This is a genomic window from Clostridium sp. Marseille-Q7071 (genome assembly GCF_965112025.1).
On record NZ_CBCOPR010000001.1, the window covers coordinates 2,026,313 to 2,050,209 of the forward strand.

The following is a 23,897-nucleotide window of genomic DNA, read 5'->3' on the forward strand; positions in this document are numbered from 1 at the left end:
TAGTTAGTATTATCTAATTAATCCTTTATTTTTATTTTATAAAGGAAAACTTAAACAGTTATGGAATAAATAATGTAGATTATTAACCTTTTAACATAGGATGTATCTAAATAGATTAATATTAGACTATAAATCTATAAAATTTAGGGGGAACTTATATGGCACACTGTCCAAATTGTAATAATAAAATTTCATCACGGAAGGTACTTTTATTAACAGAGTTTAATAATATATACTGTGATTATTGTGGTAAATATATTACATTTAATAAAAAGAAAAATTTTTTACCAGGAGTAATACTTACTATAATTGGAGCTTTAGTTCTTCCGTATGTTGTATATAACTTTGTCTATAATAACTTTGGAATAATAGATATAATTTTAATAGTATTATGGATTTCTTTAGGAGTATTTTTCACTTTAAAATTTACGAAACTTGAAATCGATGAAGAATATGAAAAATACTATAGGTAAGCAAAGTGAGTTTTTAACTTAGATTAGGAGCTGCCTTTTTTTATTTGCATATATGTATTTAATTATCTATATTATTAATCTTACATTATAATATTAATAATATATTCTGTGTAAATAGAGGAATTAAAGTTATAATTAATACTTGATTATATAAAATTGTATAAGATGTTAATGTACATAAAAAAGGGGGAGATTTTATGAAAAAAATATTATCAGCAATTATAATTTCTATGGCTATGCTTTTCTTATTAGTTGGATGTGGTAATTCTAAAGCTAAGGATGTCACAATAGACTCTATAAAACAATCATTTGCTGATGCTGGAATGACTATTGGAGAAAATAAAGAAGTTATGTATCAAATGATTGGAGCAAATAACGGAATTAAATTTGATATAAATGATGATACAGTTGAACTGTATTTCTATGATAGTAAGAACCTATTAGAAAATGGGAAGGAATATACTAAACAAGCAAAAGAAGGTGAAGTATCTTTAATGGGTAAAAATATGCAAGTGCTTTATAAAGATGGGTTCATGTTACTTAACTACGATGATCATAAAGATAAGGATAAAATAGTTGAAACATTTAATAACAATTTTAAATAAAAAAATAATTTAACTAAAGCAAAAAGAGGACCTGCAAATCACAAGTTCTCTTTTGCTGAACCTTAACATATAATGTTATAAATAAAAAGGATTATTAAGAATTGTACCTGGTAATCCTCTCTTTATTTTCCCATACTTTTCCCACATAAGTTTTAGATGCTTGTATAAAGTTATAGAATTATATATTGTCCAAAGCATTGATGTATCTAAGTTTTAGAAAGATATAGAAATCTTTAAAATGAATAAATTCGAATTCAAAGGTCGTGAGTTCGAATCTTGCTAAGCGTACAATAGATAAAGCTAGAAAAACCATTAGTTTTCCTAGCTTTTTTATTTTACGAAAAAACTAAGAAAATATAATTTTGCGGGGATAATAAATTCTCTAATTTAGAAATAGCATTTTCTTTTAATGAAGGTAATACATGACTGTAAATATTTAGTGTCATACTTACGGTACTATGTCCCATGAGTTTGGCTACAACTTTAGGATTAACATCAGCTATTAATAATAAAGTAGTATAGATATGTATCAAATCATGAAATCTTATATATGGAATTTTAAGCTTTTCACATATTTTATAATCTTTCATAATACGCCTATAATTCCTAGAGATATAGTCAGGATCATATGAAGAATCATCTTCCTTACATACTAAAAAATTATTCCCTATATGTTTATTCATATCTTTATCTCCAAAATAGATTCTATGTTCTTCTTGCTTTTTATATTCTACTTTTAATTTATCAACAGTACAATCAATCAGATGTATTTTTTACTTGTAAACTAGTTTTAGCTTTTTTAGGTTTCTCAACTGACATAGCAGGATTAGTGCTAATCAGTTCCTATTTTACAGTTTGATTTAATGCTTTATGCAATAGGGCATGATATTGCTTCACAGTATTCGATGAGGTTCTATTCTTAATATGGTCTGTATAAAAATCTTGAATATGTTTTATATTGAAGGTGCAAGAAGACAATTCTTAAAAGAAGCATTAGAATGTTCAGAAAGACATTACTATAGACTTAAGGGGATGGCGATAAGAAGATTAGCAGTACAATTCTTTGAAATAAAAGGTTTAGGAGAATAAGAACAAAAGCAAGAATAAAAGGAAATAGCATTGTGAAGCTAACACCAAAACAAAAAAATATTATGGCGTAGAGGATACCAATGCAAATATAAATTATATGTAAATTATACATAATTTAATAAAATAGTTAGCATACTAATGCATAAAAAGAGGTGAGCATATGCCAAGTGAAGATAAATGGAAATTTTATAAAGATAATGATGGAAAATGGAGATGGAGAAGAACGGCTCCTAATGGAAGAATAGTTGGTGCTTCTGATGAGGGATATGTGAACAGATTAGATTGCATAGGAAATGCAAAAAGACATGGTTACAAAGGTTAAGTATTAAAAGAGCTCATAAGGGCTCTTTTTTAATACATAGAAATTAGAAATGAGGTGAGGATATGCTAAATATTTATAGTTCATATAGATGTAGAATTTGTAGAGATGAGTTTGCATTATTAACTGAAGAAGTTGAAAGGCAGTAAGACAAGAGAGATATTTGGTATGTCCTTACTGTAGTTCACAGAGGGTTAAGAAGCAAAGGTCAACAGATAGTCTAAAAGAGTGTATGCAGGAAAGGGCTTATAAGAGAGTTAATGGGGCTTTAAGGCAGAAGTAATTTAAGATTATATATTGTTAAAAAACACTAATTTTTAAGGGGTTGAATACAACAATCATATAAACGCTAAAAAAGGAAGAGATTAATATAATGGGTGATTTTTACTATAAATTATGGGATGATTATCAAGGGCCTTAGCTAATTAGTCCTGAAGAAGCTGTCAAATTTAAAAATCGTAAAAAGGGTGCTAGACAAATTAAAATGACACTTAAAAATGAATTTAACATTAACTACAATTTAAAGCGCATCAGAAGAATAATGAAAAAATATGATATTGTTTGCCCTCATAGAAAAGCAGATCCTTATAGAAGAATGATGAAAGCATCAAAAAAACATAAAGTCCTACCGAACCTATTAAATAGAGAATTTAGGCAACAAGCACCTGGCAAAGTATTACTAACAGATATAACTTATCTATTTTATAGGAATGGTCAAAAGGCTTATTTGTCGACTATTTTAGATGCGTCTACCAACGAAGCTTTAGCATACAATATTTCTAAGAGTCTAAAAATTGATATTGTTACAGACACAATTGATAATTTGATAAAATATAATAAATATTTACTACATAAGGATGTGTTTATCCACTCCGATCAAGGAGCTCATTATACTAGTCCTACATTTCAATCAAAATTAAAACAAAATAATATTGGACATCCATGTCTAGATGTGGTAACTGTTGGGATAATGCTCCACAGGAGTCATTTTTTGGTCATTTAAAGGATGAATCTAATATAAAAGATTGTGAGACATTTAAAGAACTAATACATGAAATTGATGAGTACATAGATTACTATAATAACCATAGATGCCAGTGGAACTTAAAAAAGATGACTCCTGTTCAATACAGAAATCATCTTTTATTTTAATATGGCTTTTTATAAAATAACCTTGTCAAAGGGTACACTTTATATGAATATGCAGTATTTTTATTTCACAATAAAATATATCCCGAATTAATTGGAGGGGTTTTATATGAATAAAAATGAACATATTAAATGGTTAAAATCAGAATATGAAAAGCCAGAATAAGAAGGTAGAACAGAAGATATGAACAAAATTGCTGAACTATTAGAAAGAAAAAAATGTTTTTATGCCCTAAATTTTTGATATGCAACGTATATTATATATAACTGTGCTTTAAACAGCTCTTCTGGAGTTTTGTATTTGAGTATTTTTCTAGAGAGTGTGTTCGTTCAATTCTCTAGAAATGCAATATTATCGTAACTATAGTTTCACATATGTTTTTCTTTTGGGATAAATTGACGGAGGAGACTGTTATGACGGTCATTAGTTCCACTCTCAAAGGATGAATAAGGATGAGTGAATTTATACATTTGTATTAGTGTCAGTTTCAATTGTAGATAAATTAGATTTATCTATAATAAAATGTTAGAACATTATAACTAAACTGGTGAAATGGTTAAAATTTCTCTTTTAGAGAATGGATTTGTCCAAACTGTGTAACACATCACGATAGAGATTATAATGCCAGTAAAAACTTAGAAAATTTTATAGCCTAAATTAGGCAATATTGAGGTAAGGACCACATTATAAGCTTGGATAAACTTGTTTCGTTAGGAACATTAGCCAAGAAGCTCACACTTCTAAAGTGGGAGTAGTTCATTGTAAACTAATAGTCAATAGATATGGAGGAATATATTATGAAATCAACAGGAATAGTAAGAAAAGTAGATGAGTTAGGTAGAATGGTGATACCGAAAGAATTAAGAAAAACTTTAGATATTAATATTAAAGATGGTTTAGAGATATATGTAGATGGAGAACAAATTATATTAAAAAAATATGAGCCAGCATGTGTATTTTGTGGAGAAGCTAGCAACATTAAAGATTATAAAGATAAAAATATTTGTAGTAGCTGCTTAAATAAATTAAGAAGTGGATTGTAATAGAAATAGAAGAATTGCTTAAGAAAGCTCATAAAAATGCTAGGAATCATGGCTTTTGGGAAGATTATAAAGCATCCAAAATGGTACTAATAGAATACATTATACTTAATTATAAAAAAGAAGATTTAATAAAAAATAATATTAATAATGAAATAGCAACAAGATTAATGCTTATAACACGTTAATTAGTGAAGCTCTAGAGAGATTAAGAAAATGGAAAAGAATAAAACTAGCTTATATAAGCATGGAGAAGTTTTTTAAAGCCTATGGTTGTATAGTAAATTTAATTAATCCGATATAAACTATTAGAATTAAGTAATAACAATGCTTTGTTTGCTTAATTTTAATAGTTTTTTTATTCTTATATGTTATATATATATACATACTTATCTTAAATTTTAATGTATAGCTTAATATAACTACATCTTTAAATATTTCAATTCACAATTATGGTGGAAATTAATTCTTACAAATTAATTTCTTTAAATAGATTTTTCAATAAAATTGACTGAGTCACTTTGAAAAGAAATAAATTAAGAACTTCTCTTATAAAAGAGAAGTATCAATAATTCTCCATTGTTAATCGTCAACTTTCAATTGTATAAGGGTTCCCCTAAGGTGCAGTATAGCTCGGAACAACACCTAAACTCAAGTAAAAAGATCAGCTATTAAAAAAGCATTTATAGTATGTGGGTTATCGCCATTGAACCCTAACATATTGATGTAATTAAAAGAAGGATTATTAGGAGTTAACTAGTAATCCTTTTTAAACTTACTAAGTTATTAATGAAAAATTTAAAATCTATAAGATTATTAACATAGAATAAGATAATAATAATTACGATATCAAAATAAAATTTGCTACTGTTTTATCACCCTAATTAAGTATCAAAACAATATTAAAAGGTATATTAAAATATTTATCTGTGATTATAAGTCATGTACAGTATGTTTTAATATTAAAAAATATAACTTGATATTAGCTTTTTTGAATACAGAACATGGGAAGTATTTCATAGAAATCAGTATTTCTCATGAGTTATTAATAAAAAAACAGACCTATAACACCTGTTAGAATCATAAGCAATATTGGATTCATTTTATACTTTCTCAGTAAAAATAGAGAAATGATAAATACAATGATAGCAATAATATTAAAATCAATAGCCTTTATATCAAATGACGTAGATCCCAAAAATGTAATCAAAATAATGGTAGATGCAGAAGATGCAATAAGGCCAACAGAAGTAGAGCGTAGTCCTTTCAAAATATTAGAGATACTAGCTACATCTTTATTCTTTCTGAAAAACTTGTATAAAATAATAGAAAGGATAAATCCAGATAGAATACATCCTAATGTAGCTACTATAGCACCAAGTATACCTGCTATGCGTATACCAACAAAGGTGGAGGTATTAATAGCCAAAGGACCAGGTGTCATTTGAGAGATTGTAATAATATCTACAAATTCTTGCAATGTAAGCCAATGATTAGAGTCAACTACTCGTTCTTGTATTAATGGTATTATCGCATATCCACCACCAATACTAAATAATCCAATCTGTAAAAAATTAATAAGTAAAGTAAAAATACTTTTAATCATATTTTATTCCTCTTTTTTTACTTTTTATATAAGCTTGAGCAAAACATAAACTAGAGCAGAAAAGAATAATAGCTAGAACATTAATATTTAAAAAGAAACTGGCGAAAAATGAAGCAGGAACAATTAGTGTTAATAGCCAATTTTTTTCCTTCAAGATTCCTTCGTTCATATCAATAACTAAATCCACAATTGTGGCAGCAACGCCTGCTTCCATTCCTTTTAATATTGAAGAAATAACTTTATTACTTTGAAATGTACTATAAAAATGGGATATGATAGACAATATCAACAAAGGAGGCAGGACTGTTCCAATACAACTAATGACTGCACCTTGGAGTCCTGCAATACGATAACCTACTAATACAGAAATGTTAACGGCAATCGCACCTGGAGTTGATTGTGCAATTGCTGCCATATCTAATAATTCTTGCTCACTAATCAATTTTAAGTTATTAACAAAATATTTTTGCATCATAGGGATAACTATGTATCCCCCTCCAAAGGTAAATGCACTAATAGAAAATGTGATTTTAAAAAGTAAAGAATATAGTTTTAATTTTTTAGATTGCATAATATTATTCCCTCCATCAAACTAACTCTCAGCATTTGTATTATATAACATAGACTTACCATAAGTATAATAGTATAATTTTATATAATACATAACTAAATAGTAATGAATGAGGAGTTAGGTATGAAAATAAGACATTTGCGTATTTTTAAAGCTGTATGCGAAGAAAGAAGCATTACAAAAGCATCTGAAAAACTGTTTATGACACAGCCTGCGGTTTCTCATGCAATTAGTGAGCTAGAAGAATATTTAGGAATTTATTTATTTGATAGAATTTCAAGAAAACTTTATTTAAATGAAACAGGCAAATTATTTCTTGAAAAAGCAATAAAATTGTTAGATTTATATGATGATTTAGAACAAAATGCCAGAGAATTAGAAGACAATGCAACAATTAAAATTGGATCAAGTATAACCATAGCAAATTTTATTTTACCTCAAGCAATAAAAAAGTTTGAAACAATTTGTAAGAATACTCCAACCAAAGTTATAATCGATAATGCCAGAAATGTTGAAAATATGTTACTTAATAATGAAATTGATTTAGGATTGATTGAAGGAGTTATTTATAATGAAGAATTAATAAAAATTCCATTTTCAGCCTATCCATTAGCGGTAATTTGTTCTTCTAAACATAAATTTGCTTTAGAAGAATCCATAGATTTTAATACATTAATAAGGGAAAGATTATTACTAAGAGAAGAAGGCAGTGCGATTCGTGATGTTTTTGATAGTGCATTATTGTTACATAATATAAGAGTAAATCCAGAGTGGACAAGTGTAAATTCACAAGCTTTGATTTATGCGGTAAAACAAGGATTAGGAATAAGTGTGTTGCCTAAAATACTAGTGGAAAAGGAAATTAGTAATAGAGAGCTTTTTGAGGTAAAAGTAAATAATTTTGAATTAATCAGTGTAAATCATATTGTATTTCATAAAGATAAGATTCAAACGAAGAGTTTTAAAACATTAATTGAAATAATCAAGAATGAAGTAATTGATAAGTGAATATGCATTTAATTTAATATCTTAACTATCGTATATATCTCACATGATTATAACAAAAGATTAATAAAAAGGTATTTATATAAGAAGTAAAATGAAATAGATTTATTTTAAATTAAGAAAGCTTACTAATAAATTTTTTACTAAGAATACATTTAAACAAGTTTTTTAGAAGATTTAATAGTTTAGACTTATATAAAGTATAAAGAGATTAGTGAGCAGATATAACAAAGCTACCACCGCAAATAAAGAGCATATAGGAAAATATAAAAACTACCTCCACCTATAAAAATGATTAATGTCAATGGACTAAAATCTTTTATAATATACGAATAGTAATTAAATACATTATTAGATTTAGATGAATGTCTATTTTAAGTCATTTATACTACTAAATGTAATTAAGATAAATTATACGTAATTAATAGCGTAGAACTTCGAATCCAAAGGCTGTGAGTTCGAATAACGCTAGGTGAACTATAGATAAAGCTAGAGAAGTTAATGGTTTCTCTAGCTTTTTTATTTTACGAAAAAACTAAGAAAATTTTTAAAAGCATCTAGATGAATAGGTACTTTTAAAATCTTATCAATTATTTATATTTTGAAATGGAAATGAAAATATATCTTTATTATTAACTTGATGGACTTTCAATAAGAGTCGTAAAAATAAAATGATGAATATGTCCATCATCTAATGTTGTAGTACCTGTTGTTAAGTGAATATGTTTGCCATTACCAACATCGATAGCTGGTCCTGTAACTACATCTATTCCATGATAGTGATATGAGAAAAAATCAGTATTAGTTAAGATAGCGTGAACGTGAGAATTACCCATAGAAATAACTGGGCCTGTAACACCAGCAAATCTATGATTATGCCTATCATTTCCTTGTTCAGCGAATTTATCACTTCCTAAGAATTCGTGAACATGGGTTTGACGATTATTAAAATTTTCAGCTCTTAAGTATTCATCTAACATGATAACACCTCCTTACATAAAATATTCAATAGGTAAAATATTGATACTATATAATAATTTGGAAATGGTTAAGTATGTGAGCGTAAGAAAGAGCAAGACTTTATTAGAACTAAATAATATCTAGGCTACTATGTAATTTTTTATTTATATATGAAACAACATTTATACACATTTACGAATAAGCTTCATATTATGTTTATAGAAAGTCAAGTTTTTTAAGAAGAATATTGAAAAGCTTGACTTGAAAAATAATGGTGGAAATAGAAAATAGAAATTTTTATGAATTTTGTAATGAATTATTAGAAAAGTAACAGGAGCACTTTGTATATTAGGAAGATAAAATAGCAATCTAAAATTATATTAAAGCACTTACTTAGGTAGGTGCTTTTTTAATACAAAAAATTAGGTATAAGGTAAGGAGAGGCTACATATTTATAGTACATATACATGTAGAAGTTATAAAAATTAGTTTGTATTATTAGCTACGGAAATTGAAAAGAGTGTATGTCATAAAGGAACTATAAAAAATTTAGCAGAGGTTTAAGGTGGAAATAGTCGAATTTTCAGTAAAGGAAAACCTTTTGAAGTGTAGAAGTAGTTATATATTAAGGGGGTAATGATATGGCAAAAAAACGTGTTTCTAGAGGTAGTGTAATCATTAATAAACAAGAAAAACTAAAAGCTGTTTTTAATGAGATAAAAAAAGACATTAGTGAAGAAAATTTTAAAAATAAATTTAAGGAGATGTTTCCAGAAGCATGGAATAGGATAATTAGAAAATACAATGAATATGAAAAGATTACAAAACCAAATAAATCTCATCCGATGCCTGAGCCAGAGAAGTATTTGTCGGGCTTATATAAAACAAATATAGAAAAATACAAGAGCTCATAATAGAACTCTTCTAAATATAAATAAAGATCTATTTGCAAAATGTAGAAACACTTATTAATTGAAAATCATAGATTTGATACAATGCAATTAGTACTTAATTATAAGAAATATTTTAAAGCCATGAGTTACTTTAGATTAGCTCATGGCTTTTTATTAAAACCTTCAAATTAAAGGCATTTTTAATAATTCTTTAAACGTCATATTTACTTTATCTATTAATCTTCTTTAATAACTTTCTCAGCTTTAGTCAAATCATTTTTAAGTTGCTCTTGTGGAGTAGCATAAGCAGGATACCATCCTTTGCTTATAACTATATCAGATAATTTAAAATGATCATTAATGCAAGAATTAAGTTGACTAGTTAACATTTGTCTAAGTTGAGGATTAGTTGTTTCACCTATAACTTTACTTAATAAAGATATATCTGCCTTTGAAGCTGTTAAACTACTTAAAGCTATATCTTTATCATCCATAAGATTCATAGTTCTGTCATCAGTATCTAACATATCAAATAGTCCCATATTTTTACCTCCTAAAATATTATAAATTTTCTTTTACAAATCCTTGTAATTCTCGAAGACTAGTTTTCTTACCATCTAATGAAGAAGTTAAAAAATTTTTTAATTCTTGGTCATTTACCATATTTAAAGTTGCAGTAGCTTTTTTTACACCAAGAATACTAGTTGATAATAATTCATGAAGTTCTAATGTTTCATGAGGAGCTAGTTTTGAGTTATTTTCCATAATTAATCACCTCCATGATAATATTGTTGCTAAATGAATAATAATATATTCATGAAAAACGTAATAAAAAGATTTATATTTTCCATTAAATAAAAGATTTAAAAAAGAAATTAAAGATAGCAAAAACCAATATTAGAATTTTATGAAGGTCTTTCAGATAATAGAAAAAAGAATAGATATAATAAACTATTTTTGAATTTGATAATTAGGTTCTTATGTTATGAAATTTTGTGATAGCACAGGAAAATGTTACGAATCATAACAGTGTAGGAAAGAAAATTATAGTATGAGTAGAAATCTACAAATATATTGGTAAATGAAGATATTAATACAAAAAGGTATAAAAAACCATTTATAAATAATAATAAGACAATAGGAGCAATTATTGTGTGTGACACTAAAAAATTACCATTACATAACTTTATATATAGAACAGAAGAAAGTATAAAAACTTAGGTGGCATTTAGAAAATGTTAATTTAGAAGTGGAACTTTGTTTAGCATATTGTGGAGATTGTAGAAAGCTCCTTTTGTTTTGTAAATAAATCATAGGAGGTATATTAAAATGAGTGAAACTATATTAGAAAAAACTGAAGGACGTGTTAGTTATCATGATTCCGTTGAGGAAATGCTTAAAAGAATTAGAGAAGATGGCATGTCAAATGTATTTGACAGATGGGCATCTCAGGAAAAAATTAGATGTAAGTTCTGTCTAGAAGGATTAAGTTGCCAATTATGCTCTCAGGGGCCATGTAGAATTAACCTTAAAGGGGAACAAGGAAAAGGTGTTTGTGGTATTGGTCCAGATGCTATGGCAATGAGAAATATGTTACTAAGAAACATTATGGGAGCTGGTACATATGGTCACCATGCATATGAAGCCTTTAGAACATTAAGAGCAACTGGAGAAGGGAAGACTCCCTTTACAATTAAAGATGTAGATAAACTTAAATGGATGTGTGACAAGGTTGGAATTAATACAAATCAAGATATTAATAAAATGGCCATAGATTTAGCTAATTTTCTAGAGGATGAAATGGGAAGTGATATTGATGAGCCAAGCGTAATGGTAGATGTATTTGCACCAAGAAAGAGAAAGCAAGTATGGAAGGACCTTGGAATATATCCTTCAGGAGTAGTTCATGAAGAACAGAATGCAGTAGCAAGCTGTCTAACAAATGTTGATGGAGATTATGTATCTCTAGCAAAGAAATCATTAAGTTTAGGTTTAGCTACTATTTATACAGCACAAATAGGTCTTGAAATGGTGCAGGATATATTATTTGGAACTCCTACTCCACATGAGGTAGATGTGGATTTAGGAATTATGGATCCTGATTATGTAAATATTGTATTTAATGGACATCAACCTTGGCCTGGGGTAGCCACTCTGCAAAAGGCAAAGATGCAGGAAGTACAAGAAAGAGCAAAAGCAGCTGGTGCAAAAGGACTTAGAATAGTTGGTTCGATTGAAACAGGTCAGGAATTATTACAAAGATTTGAAATGGACGATGTATTTGTAGGTCTTATGGGGAACTGGTTAACAATAGAGCCACTTTTGGCTACTGGTACAGTTGATGTTCTTGCCATGGATGAAAACTGCTCACCACCTGCAATAGATCATTATGCTGAAAAATATCAAGTAACCTTAGTAGGAGTAAGCACTATCATTGGTATTCCTGGACTAAATCATATGATTCCTTATAATCCTTCAAAGGTAGATGAAATGGCTGATACTCTAATAGATTTAGCCATAGAAAATTTTAAGAAGAGAAAAGATAATATTGTACCAATGGTTCCTAAAATGACACAGAAGGCAATAGCAGGATTTTCTACTGAAGCAGTTATAAAAGTTCTAGGAAATAAATTAGATCCATTAGTGGATGTTATTGCAGCAGGTAAAATTAAAGGAATAGTAGCTTTAGCCAATTGTTCTACTTTAAGAAATGGTCCTCAAGATTGGAACACAGTTAATTTAGTAAAGGAATTGATTAAAAAAGATATTTTAGTTGTAGCAGGTGGATGTGGTAATCATGCACTTGAAGTAGCAGGACTATGTAATTTAGATGCAATAAATATGGCTGGTGAAGGGCTAAACGAAGTATGTAATATGCTGAAAATTCCTCCAGTATTAAGTTTTGGAACATGTACTGATACAGGAAGAATATCTATGCTTGTTACAGAACTTGCTAATCATCTTGATGTTGATATACCAGAGCTTCCTATTGCTGTAACAGCTCCTGAGTGGATGGAACAAAAAGCTACCATAGATGGTGTATTTGCTGTAGCTTATGGAGCTTATACACATTTATCTCCAACTCCATTTTTAACAGGTGCAAAACAGCTTGTAAAATTACTTACTGAAGATGTAGAAAGCTTAACCGGTGGTAAAATTGCACTAGGCAATGACCCAAGAGAAGTAGCTAATAATATTGAAGAACATATATTAAATAAGAGAAAAGGTTTAGGGTTAAGTTAATTAATATATAAAAGATAAAGCATATTTAATACTCAATTTTTTACATAGTAAATATAGTTAACTAAAAGTATTATAAAATAAAATTTTAAAACATAGAAAGCAGAAGAATTTAATATATGTCATAAGTAAATAAAAGACCTACAGTATAATAGTACTGTAGGTCTTTTGAGAGCATGTTCTATATAGGATTCCTTTTAATTATTAATCCTTAATTTTTAAGGTGTTAAGCTATTTTTATAGCAAATTTATTTTTCAGAGCATATTTTAAACTTTCATATTGTATATCTGTTTTGGGAAAATATAGAAAGATTTAAAATGTATAAATTCAGATTAAAAGGTAGTGAGTTCAAATCTCCCTAGATGCACCATAGATAAAGCTATAGTAATCAATGGTTACTTAGCTTTTTTATTTTTGTTAATATGTCACAAAATTTAATTTGGTTAACCAAATGTCAACCAAAATATTAATTATTAATATTATCAATAGGCTTGGTAAAATTAGAAAGTTTTTAGTAGAGTATTTTTGAATGTCTGAAAGTACGGGAATATATTTACACTTAAGTGAATAATCTATTAATAGAGCTATTATTCATTGGAGGTTATAAGTGGGGTACTATATTAGGGTAGAACCAAATGTAAAAATTTATGTGGAGGATCTTAACCCAGAGGGAAAGAATACAATCTTATTTTTACACGGCTGGCCTGGTAGTCATAATTTATTTGAATATCAATTTAACCAGCTTCCAAAAATGGGTTATAGATGCATCGGAATAGATATGAGAGGATTTGGAGATTCGGATAAGCCTTATACAGGTTACGACTACAATCGATTGTCAGATGATGTTAGATGCGTAGTTGATGAGTTAGAACTACGTAATTTCACACTTGCAGGACATTCAACTGGGGGAGCTATAGCTATTCGATATATGGCTCGTCATAGAGGACATGGAGTATGTAAACTTGCTCTTTTTGATGCAGCGGCGCCTAGTCTTATCAAACGTCCCAATTTCCCATATGGTTTAGAAAAAGAAGATGTAATCAAAATTATTCAGGGAACATACACTGATCGTCCTAAAATGTTACGGGATTTCGGAGACATATTTTTCTTTCAGCATATAACTGAGGCATTATCTGATTGGTTCTTCCAATTGGGATTACAAGCAGCTGGGTGGGCAACTGCCAGTATTGCAAATACTTGGCTACGGGAAGTATTATTTTCTGATTTAGAAACAATAAATGTTCCAACCTTAATTATTCACGGCATTCATGACAAAGTTGTTCCATTCTCGCTAGGTGAAGTACAAAATCAATGTATTAAAAATTCAAAACTTATACCATTTAAATTCAGCGGTCACGCAACATTCTATGACGAACAAGACAGATTTAACAAAGAATTGATGAAATTTATTGAAGAATAAAGTTTTGTAGAAGTTAGAATAAATTTTAGAAAAGCATCTAGGGGACTAGATGCTCTTTTGGTATTCTTTTACAAATATAAGAAATTTAATAAAACTTAACATTAAGGTATAAAATAAATAAAGCATTTCTTTATTTCATATCTTTTTAAAATATATTATTTAATTGGAAACTAAAGTAAAATTATCTACAAATATAAGCTTTGTATTTGTAGATAATTTAGCTATTTAAAAGGTAAGTATTAGTTGTAAGATATTTATTTCAATTACTCTCTAATTTTTTAACATAATGAAAGTCTGTGAACTCCTTTGAATATCTTTCCATAGTATATCCCAAATTAGGTTCACACAGACTTTTTACACATTCTTAAAAATAAATGTCTAATTAAAACATTATTTAGAGTTTATTAAATCTATTGCAAAGTTTAGAGACTTTCTCAACTTCATTAAATCTTCTTCTTTAGGAGTAAATTTAACTCTAATGGGAAATAGTATATCACTAACTCCTGTAGAGGTTATAACCTGTGAAGTAGATAGAGTATTCATATTTGTTTTTAGCAAATAGTCTTGAATTATTTCAATTGCTTCTCCACTCCAGCCATAAGATCCAAAAGCTACAGCAAATTTATTGCTATAATCTTTATTTTTTAATTTTTTTAATATGTCTTCCATTTCTCCGATCATATCACCATATTTGGTAGAACTACCTAAGAAAATTAAATTAGCTTCATCTAGTGATTTAAAGATTTCTTCCTTAGAACTCTTATTAACATCTATTATTTCACTAGTTATTCCTTCTTCTGTAATATAATCATAGATTTCATTTGATATTTTTTTGGTATTATTAGTCATAGTAGAATATAATATTAACGCCTTTTTATCTTTAACATTTTTACTACTCATTTCATCATATATTGATATGAATTTTTTAACATCACTTCTTAATATATAACCATGAGAAGGAGCAATTATATCTATATCTAATTTAGAAATCTTCTTTATCATATCTTGTACATACTTTCTATGAGGGTGCATTATTAAATTGTAATAAATCTTAAAATCTTCAACAATGTCTTCTTTAGCTAAATCATTAAAATAATCATAGTTTGCTATATGAGTACTAAATATATCACAAGGAAATAATATTTTATCCTCTTCTAAATAAGTTATCATCGTTTCTTCTGTATGAAGATAAGGAGTTTCTACAAATCTTAAAGTTTTTCCACCAATATCTAAAGTATAGTTATCTTCTACAGTTAAAAATTCTCTATCGTGAAGTTTATACATTTCTCTAAGTTGTTCAGCTGCTAACTCTGTACATACAATTACTGCATTTTTTGCTTTATTTGCTAATGCAATTAATCCACCTGAGTGGTCAGGTTCTGTATGATTTATAACTATATATTTAATTTCTTTAGGATCTATAAATGTTTTTAAATTCTCTACATATTCTTTTCCAAAGGCTATATCTACTGTATCTATAATTGTTGGATACTCTGACATTATTAAATAGCTATTATAAGTGGTACCTTTAGCTAGAGTTAATCTATGAAAAGGAACCTCTCTATCATCAATTTTCCCTACCCAGTAAATATTATCTTTTATCATTACATTACTCATAATTATTACCTCCCAATTGTTCTAACCTATATTATGGCTTAATTATAGTTTTAATTAAGTTTTTAAAATATGATTCAAATCAAATTTTTAAAATTTAATATAAATTAAATTTGGAAGGAGTAAAAATTTTTAAAATATATATTCTTTTTTATTCATGCAAGTGAATTAAAGAACATAATATGAAAAACAATTTGAATACTAGATTTATACAAAATTTAAAGATTTATCAAAAGTACTAAATAAAATAGTATGTAGAAGATATTTATAATCCAATTCTATTATGTCGACAATTTATTGAAACAATGTGGATATTATGGTATAATATTACTTAATTTCAAGAAATTTAAATTATAATGTAATAAAAGGTCATGGTAAAAAATAGTTATTAATAAATTTATATTTTAAGGGGGAAGTTATGAAAGAGAAAAAGGGGCTAATAACATTTTTAATTTTATTTTCAATACTATGTATGAGTATTCCTGTTTTAGCTAGAATTTTTAGGGAAACCATAGAATTATATAGATTTGATTTCTCTTTATTTCCAAGTAACTATATAAAAGAGGTAACTTTAAGTTCAGAAACATATAGAAGCTTTCTAAATTTTAAAAATCCAGTTAATGGATTAGGTTTAGCTATAATTATTATATTTTTCCTTTCTTACATTATCAATAAATTAGGATTGTTTAAGGTTAAAGACAAATATGAACAATTTGAAGGTTATGGATCTCATGGAACAAGTAGATGGCAAAGTGATAAAGAGATTAAAGATAACTATTATAAAGATAATTTAGGTTGGTTCTTAGGAACTATAGAGAAGAATAAAACTTATGATATTGGTATGAGAGCGGCCTATCATCCTGTAAATGGTGAACTAAATATGCAACAAGTAGTAATTGGGCCACCAGGTTCAAATAAAACTACGGGATTTGTATTAAATAACATATTTCATATATGCAATGTATATAAGGATAAAAAAGAAAAAGCAGATATTATAATAACAGATCCTAAAAGCGAATTATATTCACTTACAGCAGGTTATCTAGAGAAAAATGAATATGATGTTAAAGTTCTTGATTTTATACACTTAACATATGGCGATTGCCTAAATCCTTTGGATTTTATAAATGATGATAAATCACTAATGGAAATAGCAAAAGGATATATTGATTCTGTTGAAAGTTCTAATGGTGACAAAGCTAGTGGTGATATGGCATTTTGGAATAATCAAGAAGCACAGTTATTAGCAGCTCTTATAGGCTTTGTAAAGCAAGCTTACCCAAAAGAAAAGCAAACCTTTTCAGAAATTTCTCAAATACTAACTAGTGAAGATGTTAGTGATATAGATAATGCTAGATACTTTTTTGAAGATAATAATATAAAAGGAGCAGCAAGACAGCTTTGGAATAACTTTTTAATGTTAGCGGAAAGTGAAAGGACTAGATCCAATATCTTAGGGGGACTATCCGAAAAACTAAAATTATTTTCGATAAAAGGAATACAAAATATAACAAGTAGAACTACTGTAGATATAGGTAAATTAGGAACAATAAAAGATAAACCTATGACTTTATTTATTCTAATTCCCGATAGCGATAGAACTTTTGCGCCGGTTATAAATATAGTAGTAAATACATTATTTAAGCAACTATATAAAACAGCTTATAATACTAAGAATAAGCTTGAATTTCCAGTATATTTTTTATTAGAAGAGATGGCTAACATAGGGAAAATTCCAGGAATTCAAGAAATGCTTGGGACTATGAGAGGAAGGCGAATATATCCTATGATGATATGGCAATCTCTTTCACAAATGAAAGACCGCTATGGTGATAAAGGATTTGAAGATATTATGTCAATGTGCGATACCCATGTTTATTTAGGTGTGAATGACCAATTTACAGCAAAGTATTGTAGTGATAGTTTAGGAAATACAACTATTAAAGTTCAAGGATTATCTCAAAAGAGTGAAGGTGGGTTATTTAACATTAATGAAAAATCCGGTAGTGAAAATTATCAGCAAAGAAATTTACTAATGATTGATGAATGTATGAGATTAGATAATAAAAAAATGGTAATAAGGCAGAGAGCTAAAAATCCTATACTACTCAATAAAGTTCAATATAGATACTGGGAATATAATCTCTGCGAAAGTAAAGAAATATTTGATTTGAGAACTATAGAAGAAAATGAAGAAATTGAGGAGGATAATTTTTGTAAAAGTGTGTAGAAACAGTATAAATATAAAAATAATATGATTTACAGATAAAAAATAACATAAATACATTTTGAATAGTAGATTAATTTTATATAAAAAGATTATTTATAATTTAAAATAATCTAATTTGCTTAAAGGAGAAGTTTATGTTAAAAATTATGCCTTTGATAAAATCGAAAGACAGTTATAAAAGAATAAAGTCAGAGTTTGATTTTGTTGATTTTGAAGAACAAATAACATCATTAGAAAATCTTCAAGAAAAGATGGTTATATGTGATTATGATATAGCAATTGTAGATATTAAAATATTATGGTATGAAGAGGCCTTAAATTTACTAAGAAAAAGTGAAATTTTTATAGTTTTATTTAAGGGAGATTTTCAAGATTTAGCCAATGAATTGAATAATACCATAAATGAAGTAAAAAGAAAAATATCTAAAGTAGAAGAAAATGAAAGTTTAAGTAAAAAAATTGAACCAGAGATTAAATATGTTTATTTAGATAGACTTTCTGCTGAAAATGAGCCCAAGATTGAAATTAAAGAAGTTGAGAAAATAGTTGAAAAAATAATTGAAGTAGAAAAGCCTATCATTATTGAAAAGGAAGTAGAAAGAGAAGTAGAAATTGAAGTAATAGATACTGCAACTATAGCAGTTATGTCTAGCTGTAGTAATGGGAAATCATTTATTACTTGGAATGTAGCACATGGTTTTGCCAGTAGAGGATACAATACTTCAGTTATAAATTTAGATAGAGGATATAGCGCTAATATCTACTATTCAATAGATAAAGAAGAAGAAAGTGCTTTAAAACATGTAAGCAAAGTTAAAAACTTTAATAAAATTTTAGACAAGGCTTATTATGTTAATGAAAACCTTAGAATATTTACAAATGAATTATGTAGTGAAGAAGAGTTGAATAATGGAGAGTTTCTTAAAATTTTAAATTTAGTACAAGCTGATAGTCAAATTACAATTATAGATTGTAAATCAGAAACAAATGATTTATTAAAATCGGCTATATCATATAGTTCTTCTATATTATTTATTTTTGATAATGATAATATGCATTACAATTTGAATGAAAGAATGCTTAAAAAAATAAATGATGTATTTAATACTCAAAAAACTATTGTAGTACTAAACAACATATTTTATGAAGGATCAGAATTAAAAAATACAATAAAATTCATTAAGAATATGGAGTTAAATTTTAGAGATATAGTAACTATAAAAAATTGTGGAGCAGCTGCTACAGATATGATGTTTACAGATACTTGCCCTTATATCTCTAGTAAAGATGAAAAATTTAAAAATGATATGGATGAATTAATGAATAGCTTAAAGTCTAAGGGAAAAAAGAAGACTTTATTTCAGAAATTATTTAGAAAATAGTACAAGAAGGGAGTAATTATGTTAAAAAAGACTTATTTAACTAAGGAACAACAAATTAAAAGAAGTTTTAGAAAAGGACTAATAGTAAGTTTTATAATTGTAATTGGTGTAGTTATATTATATCAATTTTATGTAATTCCAAAAGTGAAAAGGTCAGAAAAGTCTAAAATATTAGTTGATTTATCAAAAGAAGAGAATCAAATGGATATTATTGCGTTAAATAAAGATATTAATCAAGGTGAATTAATAACAGAAGATATGATTAAAATAGTAACTTATGATAAAGAATTATTACCCACAGATACTTTAAAAGGTAGAGAAGAAATAAAAGATAAGGTAGCTAGAATGAAATTAAAGGCTAATACAATAGTAACTAATTCAATGTTACTAGAAAGAGAGGATGTTCTAACCACAGATTTAAGAAAGCAAGATTTTGATCACATTTTACTTAATGTAAATTTACAGCCAGGGAATTTTATAGATATAAGATATAGAAAAAAAGATGGTAGCGATTTTGTAGTGGCTTCTAAGAAAAAAATACTTGATAGAAATGATGGAATAATGATAACTAATATTACAGAAAAGGAAAGAAATTATATTAATAATTCTACAGTATCAGCAGCATTAACAGGAGCAGTATTATATACAACTATATATGTAGATCCAGAGAATCAGCCGCCAGCTAAAATTACTTATGAAATAAATAAAAATGTAAAAGAAATTATAGAAAAGGATCCTAACATAATTAGAAGTTCACAGGAAGAGTTAAAAAACAGAATAAATCAAGAAAATGATAATGATAAAAATAAAGAAGATATAGGTATTACTAAAAATCATAATGATAAATCAAAAGATGAATTTAAACCTATGTTTATAGAGTAGGAGGAAAAGTAATATGAATATCAATTTATTTATAGGAGCAAATGGTACAGGTAGAAGCCATACAATGCTCATATTAGCTAAAATACTAGCTAGGCTAAATAATAATGTGTTAGTTATAGATACAACTAAGAGTCAGGGCGTATTCAATTATTTTGAATATAACACTGATGTAGAAAGTGAGGTAGCTTTAACAGAGTTAGATCCAATTATTAGAGAAGAGATATCAATATTAGTCGATAACCCTTTAAATAATAGGCTAGATATAGATTATAAAACTTTATTAGAAAATGTAGAACTAAACAAATATAACTATATATTTATTGAAGTTGATGGGGTAGTGGATAGTACATTGATACAAGAAAGCAGTAAAATTTTTATGGTTCAAAATAGTGATAAGGATAAGCTAATAAGAAACAAAAAAATTTTAAAGGAGATAAATATAGATTCTACTAAACTTCATTTTATATTTAATCAAATTGTTGATAGTAGATATGATAAAAGTTATTTATTAGAGAATTTATTTTCTAGTCTAAATAATAAAATAGCAGTTCTGAATAATGAAGATATAGAAATCCCCTTTTTAGAAGAAGATTTAATATGGAGTTATGAAAATAAATTAGATGGGAAGATATCACTAAAAGGATATTCAGGAGATTTTAAAAAAGCGATGTATGAGCTCATTAATATAATTACTTCTGTAGATAATAAAACATTTAAAAAGATAACCAGTGAAAGGTGGATTTAAATATGCAAATAGCATTTTGGGGCAACTATCATGGACAAGCAGGAGTCACTTCAAATACTATAGCTACAGCCATTTATATAGCTATGAATTATGATTTTAAGATATTACTTACTCATACTCAATATAGTAAATCTAATATGGAAAGTGCATTTTTTAGTGACAATGAAAATAAAAGTTCTATTAATTTTGATGATATAGGTATAGATTCTATTGAAAGACTATGCAAATCAAATAAATTAAATTCTAATGAATTTAGTAGCTATACTAAAACATTAATTGATAATAGATTAGATATTTTAACTGGAAGTAATAAATGTAAAAAAGAATTATTTGAAGATATGTCTAATAGCATTGTAAAGGTTTTAAAGTATGCCAATGAAGCTTATGACTTAGTTTTAGTAGACTTAAATTCTGGAATGGAAAATGTTATAACCAATAAAGTTCTAGAGCAATCAGATATTATAGTTGTAAATTTATCTCAAAATGAAAGAGTTATAAGAGAGTACTTTAATAAAAAGGAATGGAATGAGGCTTTAGAAGATAAAAAGACTATTATAGTCTTAGGTAGATATGATTTTGATAGTAAATGTAGTAGTAAATATGTAAAAAAAGTTTATAAATATAAGGATGATATATATTGCATACCTTATAGTTCAGAATTTATGGATTCCAACAATAATCATAATGTATTAAGTTTTTTTCTTTCAAATAGGAAGGCAAAAAGTAATAGTAATAATTATTTATTTTTCAAAGAGATAGAAATGTTAACCAATAATATATTAGAAAACATTAATACAAATATTAAAGATTTAGAAAAACCAATAGAAGACCGTGGAATATTGAGGCAATTCAAATTACTTTTAGGAATGAGTTCGTAGGTGAAGATATGTTAAAAGATAATAAGGATATGCAAAGATATAAGATAGAAAATATAAAGATTTTTATAAGAAATACAATAGATGAACTTTTAAAAAATACTATTGACGAAAAGAATTTAACTATAGAAGAATATGAGAAAAAGAAAGTAAGGAAAGAAAAACTAAATCAATGCTTAAAAAGATGTGGAATAGGGGATTTAGGTGCTAAAGAATTTGTAAAAAGTTATATAGAAGATTTAATAACAAAAGTATATGGGATTAATGAAGGGAATATAAACTTTATAATTAATTTTAATAAAGCCATAAGCCTTACAATACAAGATAAATTTGAAATAATATTGCATCATTATAAGAAGATATACAGATATAATGCCTTAAAAGCATTAATAAAAGAATACAATTTAGATACTTTAAGATATTGGGAAGAAGAACAAATGTATTTTATTTCAAGCAAGGATATAGAGTTTATATTTAATAAAGAAAGTATAGAATTGTGTTTTGAAGATAAATTGAAAATTATAACTCAAAGAATTTATTCAAATTATAAAGGATTAGGTGTAATTGATGAGATCAGAGATATGAGAGTCAATGGGGTATCTTTAGGCGTTTCAGGAATACCAGAAGATTTTTTATCAAACTCACAAATAGATTTAAGCTCTTTAAGAAATAGGCTAGAATATATACCCAAAAGTTATGATAGTATTTGGCTTTATTATGAAGGTAAAGAAATACATCTAAATTTTATGAGTTTTGGAAGCTATAAAGAGCTTGAAAGAGTATGTAAAAACTCATATAAATTTAATAATCCAGGGCAATTTTCTCAATCCGATGGCTATATATTTAATACAACTGCTGATAATTGCAGAGTTGTTGTATTTAGACCACCATTTTGTGAAAGTTGGGTTTGTTTTATACGTAAATATGATGTTGATGGTAATTTGAAAGAAATTATAAAGGGAAGAAATGCAGAAAAAGTAATAGAGCTAAGTAAATATATGATAAAAGGGTGTACTAATATATCAATAACTGGTCAACAGGGGAGTGGTAAGACAACTCTTTTAATAGGTCTTATTAGAGAAATATTACCTACATATACCCTAAGAGTTGCTGAAAAATTCTTTGAAACTCATTTAAGAATAAAAATGCCTAATAGAAACATTGTAACTATACAAGAAACTCCAGATATATCAGGAGATAGAGCTTTAGATGTATTAAAGAAAACCAATGGATTGGTAACAATAGTGGGAGAAGTTGCTGAAGACTCAGACGTAAAATATATCATTAAAGTTGCACAAGTAGCAAGTAAATTTACATTATTCACTCATCATGCTAAAAAATTTTCAGACTTAGTTAAATCATTAAGAAATTCTTTACTAAATATCAATATGTTCACTAATGAAAGTGCTGCAGAAGAACAAATTATAAGTGTTTTAGATTTTGATATTCATCTTGAAATCACCGCAGAAGGACAAAGATATATAGAAAGAATTACAGAATGTATCCCTGTTGAAGAAGAGAATTTTTCAATGGATTTTCAAAGCTATGGTAATATGAATGAAAAATTAAATGCTTTTATGAAAACTACTGTAGAGTTTTTTGAAAAGATAACTATCAAAAAGAAATATAGAGCTGTTAATATAGTTGAATACAACATAGATAAAGGTAAATATGAATTTAAAAATAGCATAAGTGAAGAAAGAATAAGAGAAATGTATAAAAATATGTTGAAAGAAGATAGAGAATCCTTTAAAAAGTTTATTGAAGAATTTTTTAATGAGGAGGTAACGTAGATTC

At 27.1% G+C, this 23,897-nt stretch carries 24 protein-coding genes and 4 pseudogenes; 20 read left to right on the forward strand and 8 right to left on the reverse strand.

Annotated elements, in window-relative coordinates; translation table 11 throughout:
* Nucleotides 1-158: 158 nt before the first annotated feature.
* Together ACWPW7_RS09460 and ACWPW7_RS09465 are read left to right on the forward strand one after the other, a co-directional pair.
* On the forward strand, nt 159-473 hold the full coding sequence (locus ACWPW7_RS09460; protein WP_454053311.1) for a hypothetical protein: 315 nt from the start codon (nt 159-161) through the stop codon (nt 471-473).
* 197 nt (nt 474-670) lie between these two features.
* Nucleotides 671-1,078, forward strand: a complete 408-nt coding sequence (locus ACWPW7_RS09465; protein WP_454053312.1) for a hypothetical protein — start codon at nt 671-673, stop codon at nt 1,076-1,078.
* A gap of 335 nt (nt 1,079-1,413) precedes the next feature.
* Here the strand turns inward: ACWPW7_RS09465 and ACWPW7_RS09470 are convergent, their stop codons facing one another.
* Nucleotides 1,414-1,761, reverse strand: a complete 348-nt coding sequence (locus tag ACWPW7_RS09470; protein WP_454053313.1) for a tyrosine-type recombinase/integrase — start codon at nt 1,759-1,761, stop codon at nt 1,414-1,416.
* A gap of 241 nt (nt 1,762-2,002) precedes the next feature.
* Between ACWPW7_RS09470 and ACWPW7_RS09475 the strand changes: the two genes are divergently transcribed.
* The 4 genes and pseudogenes from ACWPW7_RS09475 to ACWPW7_RS09490 all read left to right on the forward strand — a co-directional run.
* Nucleotides 2,003-2,167 carry a DUF1492 domain-containing protein gene (locus ACWPW7_RS09475; RefSeq protein ID WP_454053314.1) on the forward strand — a complete coding sequence of 55 codons (165 nt, stop codon included), beginning with the start codon at nt 2,003-2,005 and terminating at the stop codon, nt 2,165-2,167.
* A gap of 160 nt (nt 2,168-2,327) precedes the next feature.
* Complete coding sequence (locus ACWPW7_RS09480; protein WP_454053315.1) at nt 2,328-2,489, forward strand: YegP family protein; 162 nt, start codon at nt 2,328-2,330, stop codon at nt 2,487-2,489.
* Between the two features lie 62 nt (nt 2,490-2,551).
* Nucleotides 2,552-2,769 (forward strand): annotated as a pseudogene (locus ACWPW7_RS09485) (hypothetical protein).
* A gap of 156 nt (nt 2,770-2,925) precedes the next feature.
* Nucleotides 2,926-3,638: pseudogene (locus ACWPW7_RS09490) on the forward strand (IS3 family transposase); the annotation flags it as partial.
* Nucleotides 3,639-3,860: 222 nt separating this feature from the next.
* Here ACWPW7_RS09490 and ACWPW7_RS09495 read toward each other — a convergent pair.
* Nucleotides 3,861-4,143, reverse strand: a pseudogene (locus ACWPW7_RS09495) (IS30 family transposase); the annotation flags it as partial.
* A gap of 71 nt (nt 4,144-4,214) precedes the next feature.
* Here ACWPW7_RS09495 and ACWPW7_RS09500 point away from each other — a divergent pair.
* The 3 genes and pseudogenes from ACWPW7_RS09500 to ACWPW7_RS09510 form a co-directional block, all read left to right on the forward strand.
* A pseudogene (locus ACWPW7_RS09500) lies at nt 4,215-4,292 on the forward strand (zinc ribbon domain-containing protein); the annotation flags it as partial.
* Between the two features lie 141 nt (nt 4,293-4,433).
* Nucleotides 4,434-4,679, forward strand: a complete 246-nt coding sequence (locus tag ACWPW7_RS09505; RefSeq protein WP_454053316.1) for an AbrB/MazE/SpoVT family DNA-binding domain-containing protein — start codon at nt 4,434-4,436, stop codon at nt 4,677-4,679.
* A 14-nt stretch (nt 4,680-4,693) separates the two neighbouring features.
* Nucleotides 4,694-4,864, forward strand: coding sequence for a hypothetical protein (locus tag ACWPW7_RS09510; RefSeq protein ID WP_454053317.1), 171 nt, complete (start codon nt 4,694-4,696; stop codon nt 4,862-4,864).
* Nucleotides 4,865-5,721: 857 nt separating this feature from the next.
* On the opposite strand, the gene ACWPW7_RS09515 is transcribed toward ACWPW7_RS09510, so the two are convergent.
* The gene (locus ACWPW7_RS09515) at nt 5,722-6,282 is read right to left on the reverse strand and encodes a chromate transporter (RefSeq protein WP_454053318.1); all 561 of its coding nucleotides are present in this window, start codon (nt 6,280-6,282) and stop codon (nt 5,722-5,724) included.
* The gene (locus tag ACWPW7_RS09520; RefSeq protein WP_454053319.1) at nt 6,275-6,853 is read right to left on the reverse strand and encodes a chromate transporter; all 579 of its coding nucleotides are present in this window, start codon (nt 6,851-6,853) and stop codon (nt 6,275-6,277) included. Before ACWPW7_RS09520 ends, ACWPW7_RS09515 begins: the two co-directional genes overlap by 8 nt.
* Before the next feature lie 123 nt (nt 6,854-6,976).
* Between ACWPW7_RS09520 and ACWPW7_RS09525 the strand changes: the two genes are divergently transcribed.
* A complete protein-coding gene (locus ACWPW7_RS09525; protein ID WP_454053320.1) occupies nt 6,977-7,861 on the forward strand; it encodes a LysR family transcriptional regulator in 885 nt (294 codons plus the stop codon).
* 629 nt (nt 7,862-8,490) lie between these two features.
* On the opposite strand, the gene ACWPW7_RS09530 is transcribed toward ACWPW7_RS09525, so the two are convergent.
* On the reverse strand, nt 8,491-8,838 hold the full coding sequence (locus ACWPW7_RS09530; protein ID WP_454053321.1) for a YmaF family protein: 348 nt from the start codon (nt 8,836-8,838) through the stop codon (nt 8,491-8,493).
* Between the two features lie 621 nt (nt 8,839-9,459).
* Here ACWPW7_RS09530 and ACWPW7_RS09535 point away from each other — a divergent pair.
* On the forward strand, nt 9,460-9,732 hold the full coding sequence (locus tag ACWPW7_RS09535) for a hypothetical protein (RefSeq protein WP_454053322.1): 273 nt from the start codon (nt 9,460-9,462) through the stop codon (nt 9,730-9,732).
* Between the two features lie 215 nt (nt 9,733-9,947).
* On the opposite strand, the gene ACWPW7_RS09540 is transcribed toward ACWPW7_RS09535, so the two are convergent.
* Both ACWPW7_RS09540 and ACWPW7_RS09545 read right to left on the reverse strand, forming a co-directional pair.
* A complete protein-coding gene (locus tag ACWPW7_RS09540; protein WP_454053323.1) occupies nt 9,948-10,253 on the reverse strand; it encodes a spore coat protein in 306 nt (101 codons plus the stop codon).
* Nucleotides 10,254-10,272: 19 nt separating this feature from the next.
* On the reverse strand, nt 10,273-10,476 hold the full coding sequence (locus tag ACWPW7_RS09545) for a hypothetical protein (protein WP_454053324.1): 204 nt from the start codon (nt 10,474-10,476) through the stop codon (nt 10,273-10,275).
* A gap of 309 nt (nt 10,477-10,785) precedes the next feature.
* On the opposite strand from ACWPW7_RS09545, the gene ACWPW7_RS09550 reads away from it, so the two are divergent.
* From ACWPW7_RS09550 to ACWPW7_RS09560, 3 genes are all read left to right on the forward strand, one after another.
* Nucleotides 10,786-10,932 (forward strand): hypothetical protein, encoded by a 147-nt coding sequence (locus ACWPW7_RS09550; protein ID WP_454053325.1) that lies wholly within the window; start codon nt 10,786-10,788, stop codon nt 10,930-10,932.
* 108 nt (nt 10,933-11,040) lie between these two features.
* Entirely contained in the window at nt 11,041-12,954 is a 1,914-nt protein-coding gene (cooS, locus tag ACWPW7_RS09555; protein ID WP_454053326.1) for an anaerobic carbon-monoxide dehydrogenase catalytic subunit, read from the forward strand.
* Between the two features lie 605 nt (nt 12,955-13,559).
* On the forward strand, nt 13,560-14,372 hold the full coding sequence (locus tag ACWPW7_RS09560; protein ID WP_454053327.1) for an alpha/beta fold hydrolase: 813 nt from the start codon (nt 13,560-13,562) through the stop codon (nt 14,370-14,372).
* Between the two features lie 390 nt (nt 14,373-14,762).
* On the opposite strand, the gene ACWPW7_RS09565 is transcribed toward ACWPW7_RS09560, so the two are convergent.
* The gene (locus tag ACWPW7_RS09565; protein ID WP_454055491.1) at nt 14,763-15,992 is read right to left on the reverse strand and encodes an FprA family A-type flavoprotein; all 1,230 of its coding nucleotides are present in this window, start codon (nt 15,990-15,992) and stop codon (nt 14,763-14,765) included.
* A gap of 412 nt (nt 15,993-16,404) precedes the next feature.
* On the opposite strand from ACWPW7_RS09565, the gene ACWPW7_RS09570 reads away from it, so the two are divergent.
* The 6 genes from ACWPW7_RS09570 to ACWPW7_RS09595 all read left to right on the forward strand — a co-directional run bounded on the left by ACWPW7_RS09570 (nt 16,405) and on the right by ACWPW7_RS09595 (nt 23,893).
* The gene (locus ACWPW7_RS09570; protein WP_454053328.1) at nt 16,405-18,216 is read left to right on the forward strand and encodes a VirD4-like conjugal transfer protein, CD1115 family; all 1,812 of its coding nucleotides are present in this window, start codon (nt 16,405-16,407) and stop codon (nt 18,214-18,216) included.
* 134 nt (nt 18,217-18,350) lie between these two features.
* The gene (locus ACWPW7_RS09575) at nt 18,351-19,598 is read left to right on the forward strand and encodes a hypothetical protein (RefSeq protein ID WP_454053329.1); all 1,248 of its coding nucleotides are present in this window, start codon (nt 18,351-18,353) and stop codon (nt 19,596-19,598) included.
* An 18-nt stretch (nt 19,599-19,616) separates the two neighbouring features.
* A complete protein-coding gene (locus tag ACWPW7_RS09580; RefSeq protein ID WP_454053330.1) occupies nt 19,617-20,480 on the forward strand; it encodes an SAF domain-containing protein in 864 nt (287 codons plus the stop codon).
* 13 nt (nt 20,481-20,493) lie between these two features.
* Nucleotides 20,494-21,225 (forward strand): hypothetical protein, encoded by a 732-nt coding sequence (locus tag ACWPW7_RS09585; RefSeq protein WP_454053331.1) that lies wholly within the window; start codon nt 20,494-20,496, stop codon nt 21,223-21,225.
* Nucleotides 21,226-21,227: 2 nt separating this feature from the next.
* Nucleotides 21,228-22,103 carry a hypothetical protein gene (locus tag ACWPW7_RS09590; protein WP_454053332.1) on the forward strand — a complete coding sequence of 292 codons (876 nt, stop codon included), beginning with the start codon at nt 21,228-21,230 and terminating at the stop codon, nt 22,101-22,103.
* Nucleotides 22,104-22,111: 8 nt separating this feature from the next.
* Nucleotides 22,112-23,893 (forward strand): pilus assembly protein CpaF, encoded by a 1,782-nt coding sequence (locus ACWPW7_RS09595; protein WP_454053333.1) that lies wholly within the window; start codon nt 22,112-22,114, stop codon nt 23,891-23,893.
* The last annotated feature ends 4 nt before the right edge of the window (nt 23,894-23,897 follow it).

What these genes read in the sequence shown, in the direction of transcription:
- ACWPW7_RS09460 (WP_454053311.1), top strand. Translation starts at nt 159, where the DNA reads ATGGCACACTGTCCAAATTGTAATAATAAAATTTCATCACGGAAGGTA.
- ACWPW7_RS09465 (WP_454053312.1), top strand. Translation starts at nt 671, where the DNA reads ATGAAAAAAATATTATCAGCAATTATAATTTCTATGGCTATGCTTTTC.
- ACWPW7_RS09470 (WP_454053313.1), bottom strand. Translation starts at nt 1,761, where the DNA reads ATGAATAAACATATAGGGAATAATTTTTTAGTATGTAAGGAAGATGAT.
- ACWPW7_RS09475 (WP_454053314.1), top strand. Translation starts at nt 2,003, where the DNA reads ATGGTCTGTATAAAAATCTTGAATATGTTTTATATTGAAGGTGCAAGA.
- ACWPW7_RS09480 (WP_454053315.1), top strand. Translation starts at nt 2,328, where the DNA reads ATGCCAAGTGAAGATAAATGGAAATTTTATAAAGATAATGATGGAAAA.
- ACWPW7_RS09505 (WP_454053316.1), top strand. Translation starts at nt 4,434, where the DNA reads ATGAAATCAACAGGAATAGTAAGAAAAGTAGATGAGTTAGGTAGAATG.
- ACWPW7_RS09515 (WP_454053318.1), bottom strand. Translation starts at nt 6,282, where the DNA reads ATGATTAAAAGTATTTTTACTTTACTTATTAATTTTTTACAGATTGGA.
- ACWPW7_RS09520 (WP_454053319.1), bottom strand. Translation starts at nt 6,853, where the DNA reads ATGCAATCTAAAAAATTAAAACTATATTCTTTACTTTTTAAAATCACA.
- ACWPW7_RS09525 (WP_454053320.1), top strand. Translation starts at nt 6,977, where the DNA reads ATGAAAATAAGACATTTGCGTATTTTTAAAGCTGTATGCGAAGAAAGA.
- ACWPW7_RS09530 (WP_454053321.1), bottom strand. Translation starts at nt 8,838, where the DNA reads ATGTTAGATGAATACTTAAGAGCTGAAAATTTTAATAATCGTCAAACC.
- ACWPW7_RS09535 (WP_454053322.1), top strand. Translation starts at nt 9,460, where the DNA reads ATGGCAAAAAAACGTGTTTCTAGAGGTAGTGTAATCATTAATAAACAA.
- ACWPW7_RS09540 (WP_454053323.1), bottom strand. Translation starts at nt 10,253, where the DNA reads ATGGGACTATTTGATATGTTAGATACTGATGACAGAACTATGAATCTT.
- ACWPW7_RS09545 (WP_454053324.1), bottom strand. Translation starts at nt 10,476, where the DNA reads ATGGAAAATAACTCAAAACTAGCTCCTCATGAAACATTAGAACTTCAT.
- cooS (WP_454053326.1), top strand. Translation starts at nt 11,041, where the DNA reads ATGAGTGAAACTATATTAGAAAAAACTGAAGGACGTGTTAGTTATCAT.
- ACWPW7_RS09570 (WP_454053328.1), top strand. Translation starts at nt 16,405, where the DNA reads ATGAAAGAGAAAAAGGGGCTAATAACATTTTTAATTTTATTTTCAATA.
- ACWPW7_RS09575 (WP_454053329.1), top strand. Translation starts at nt 18,351, where the DNA reads ATGTTAAAAATTATGCCTTTGATAAAATCGAAAGACAGTTATAAAAGA.
- ACWPW7_RS09580 (WP_454053330.1), top strand. Translation starts at nt 19,617, where the DNA reads ATGTTAAAAAAGACTTATTTAACTAAGGAACAACAAATTAAAAGAAGT.
- ACWPW7_RS09585 (WP_454053331.1), top strand. Translation starts at nt 20,494, where the DNA reads ATGAATATCAATTTATTTATAGGAGCAAATGGTACAGGTAGAAGCCAT.
- ACWPW7_RS09590 (WP_454053332.1), top strand. Translation starts at nt 21,228, where the DNA reads ATGCAAATAGCATTTTGGGGCAACTATCATGGACAAGCAGGAGTCACT.
- ACWPW7_RS09595 (WP_454053333.1), top strand. Translation starts at nt 22,112, where the DNA reads ATGTTAAAAGATAATAAGGATATGCAAAGATATAAGATAGAAAATATA.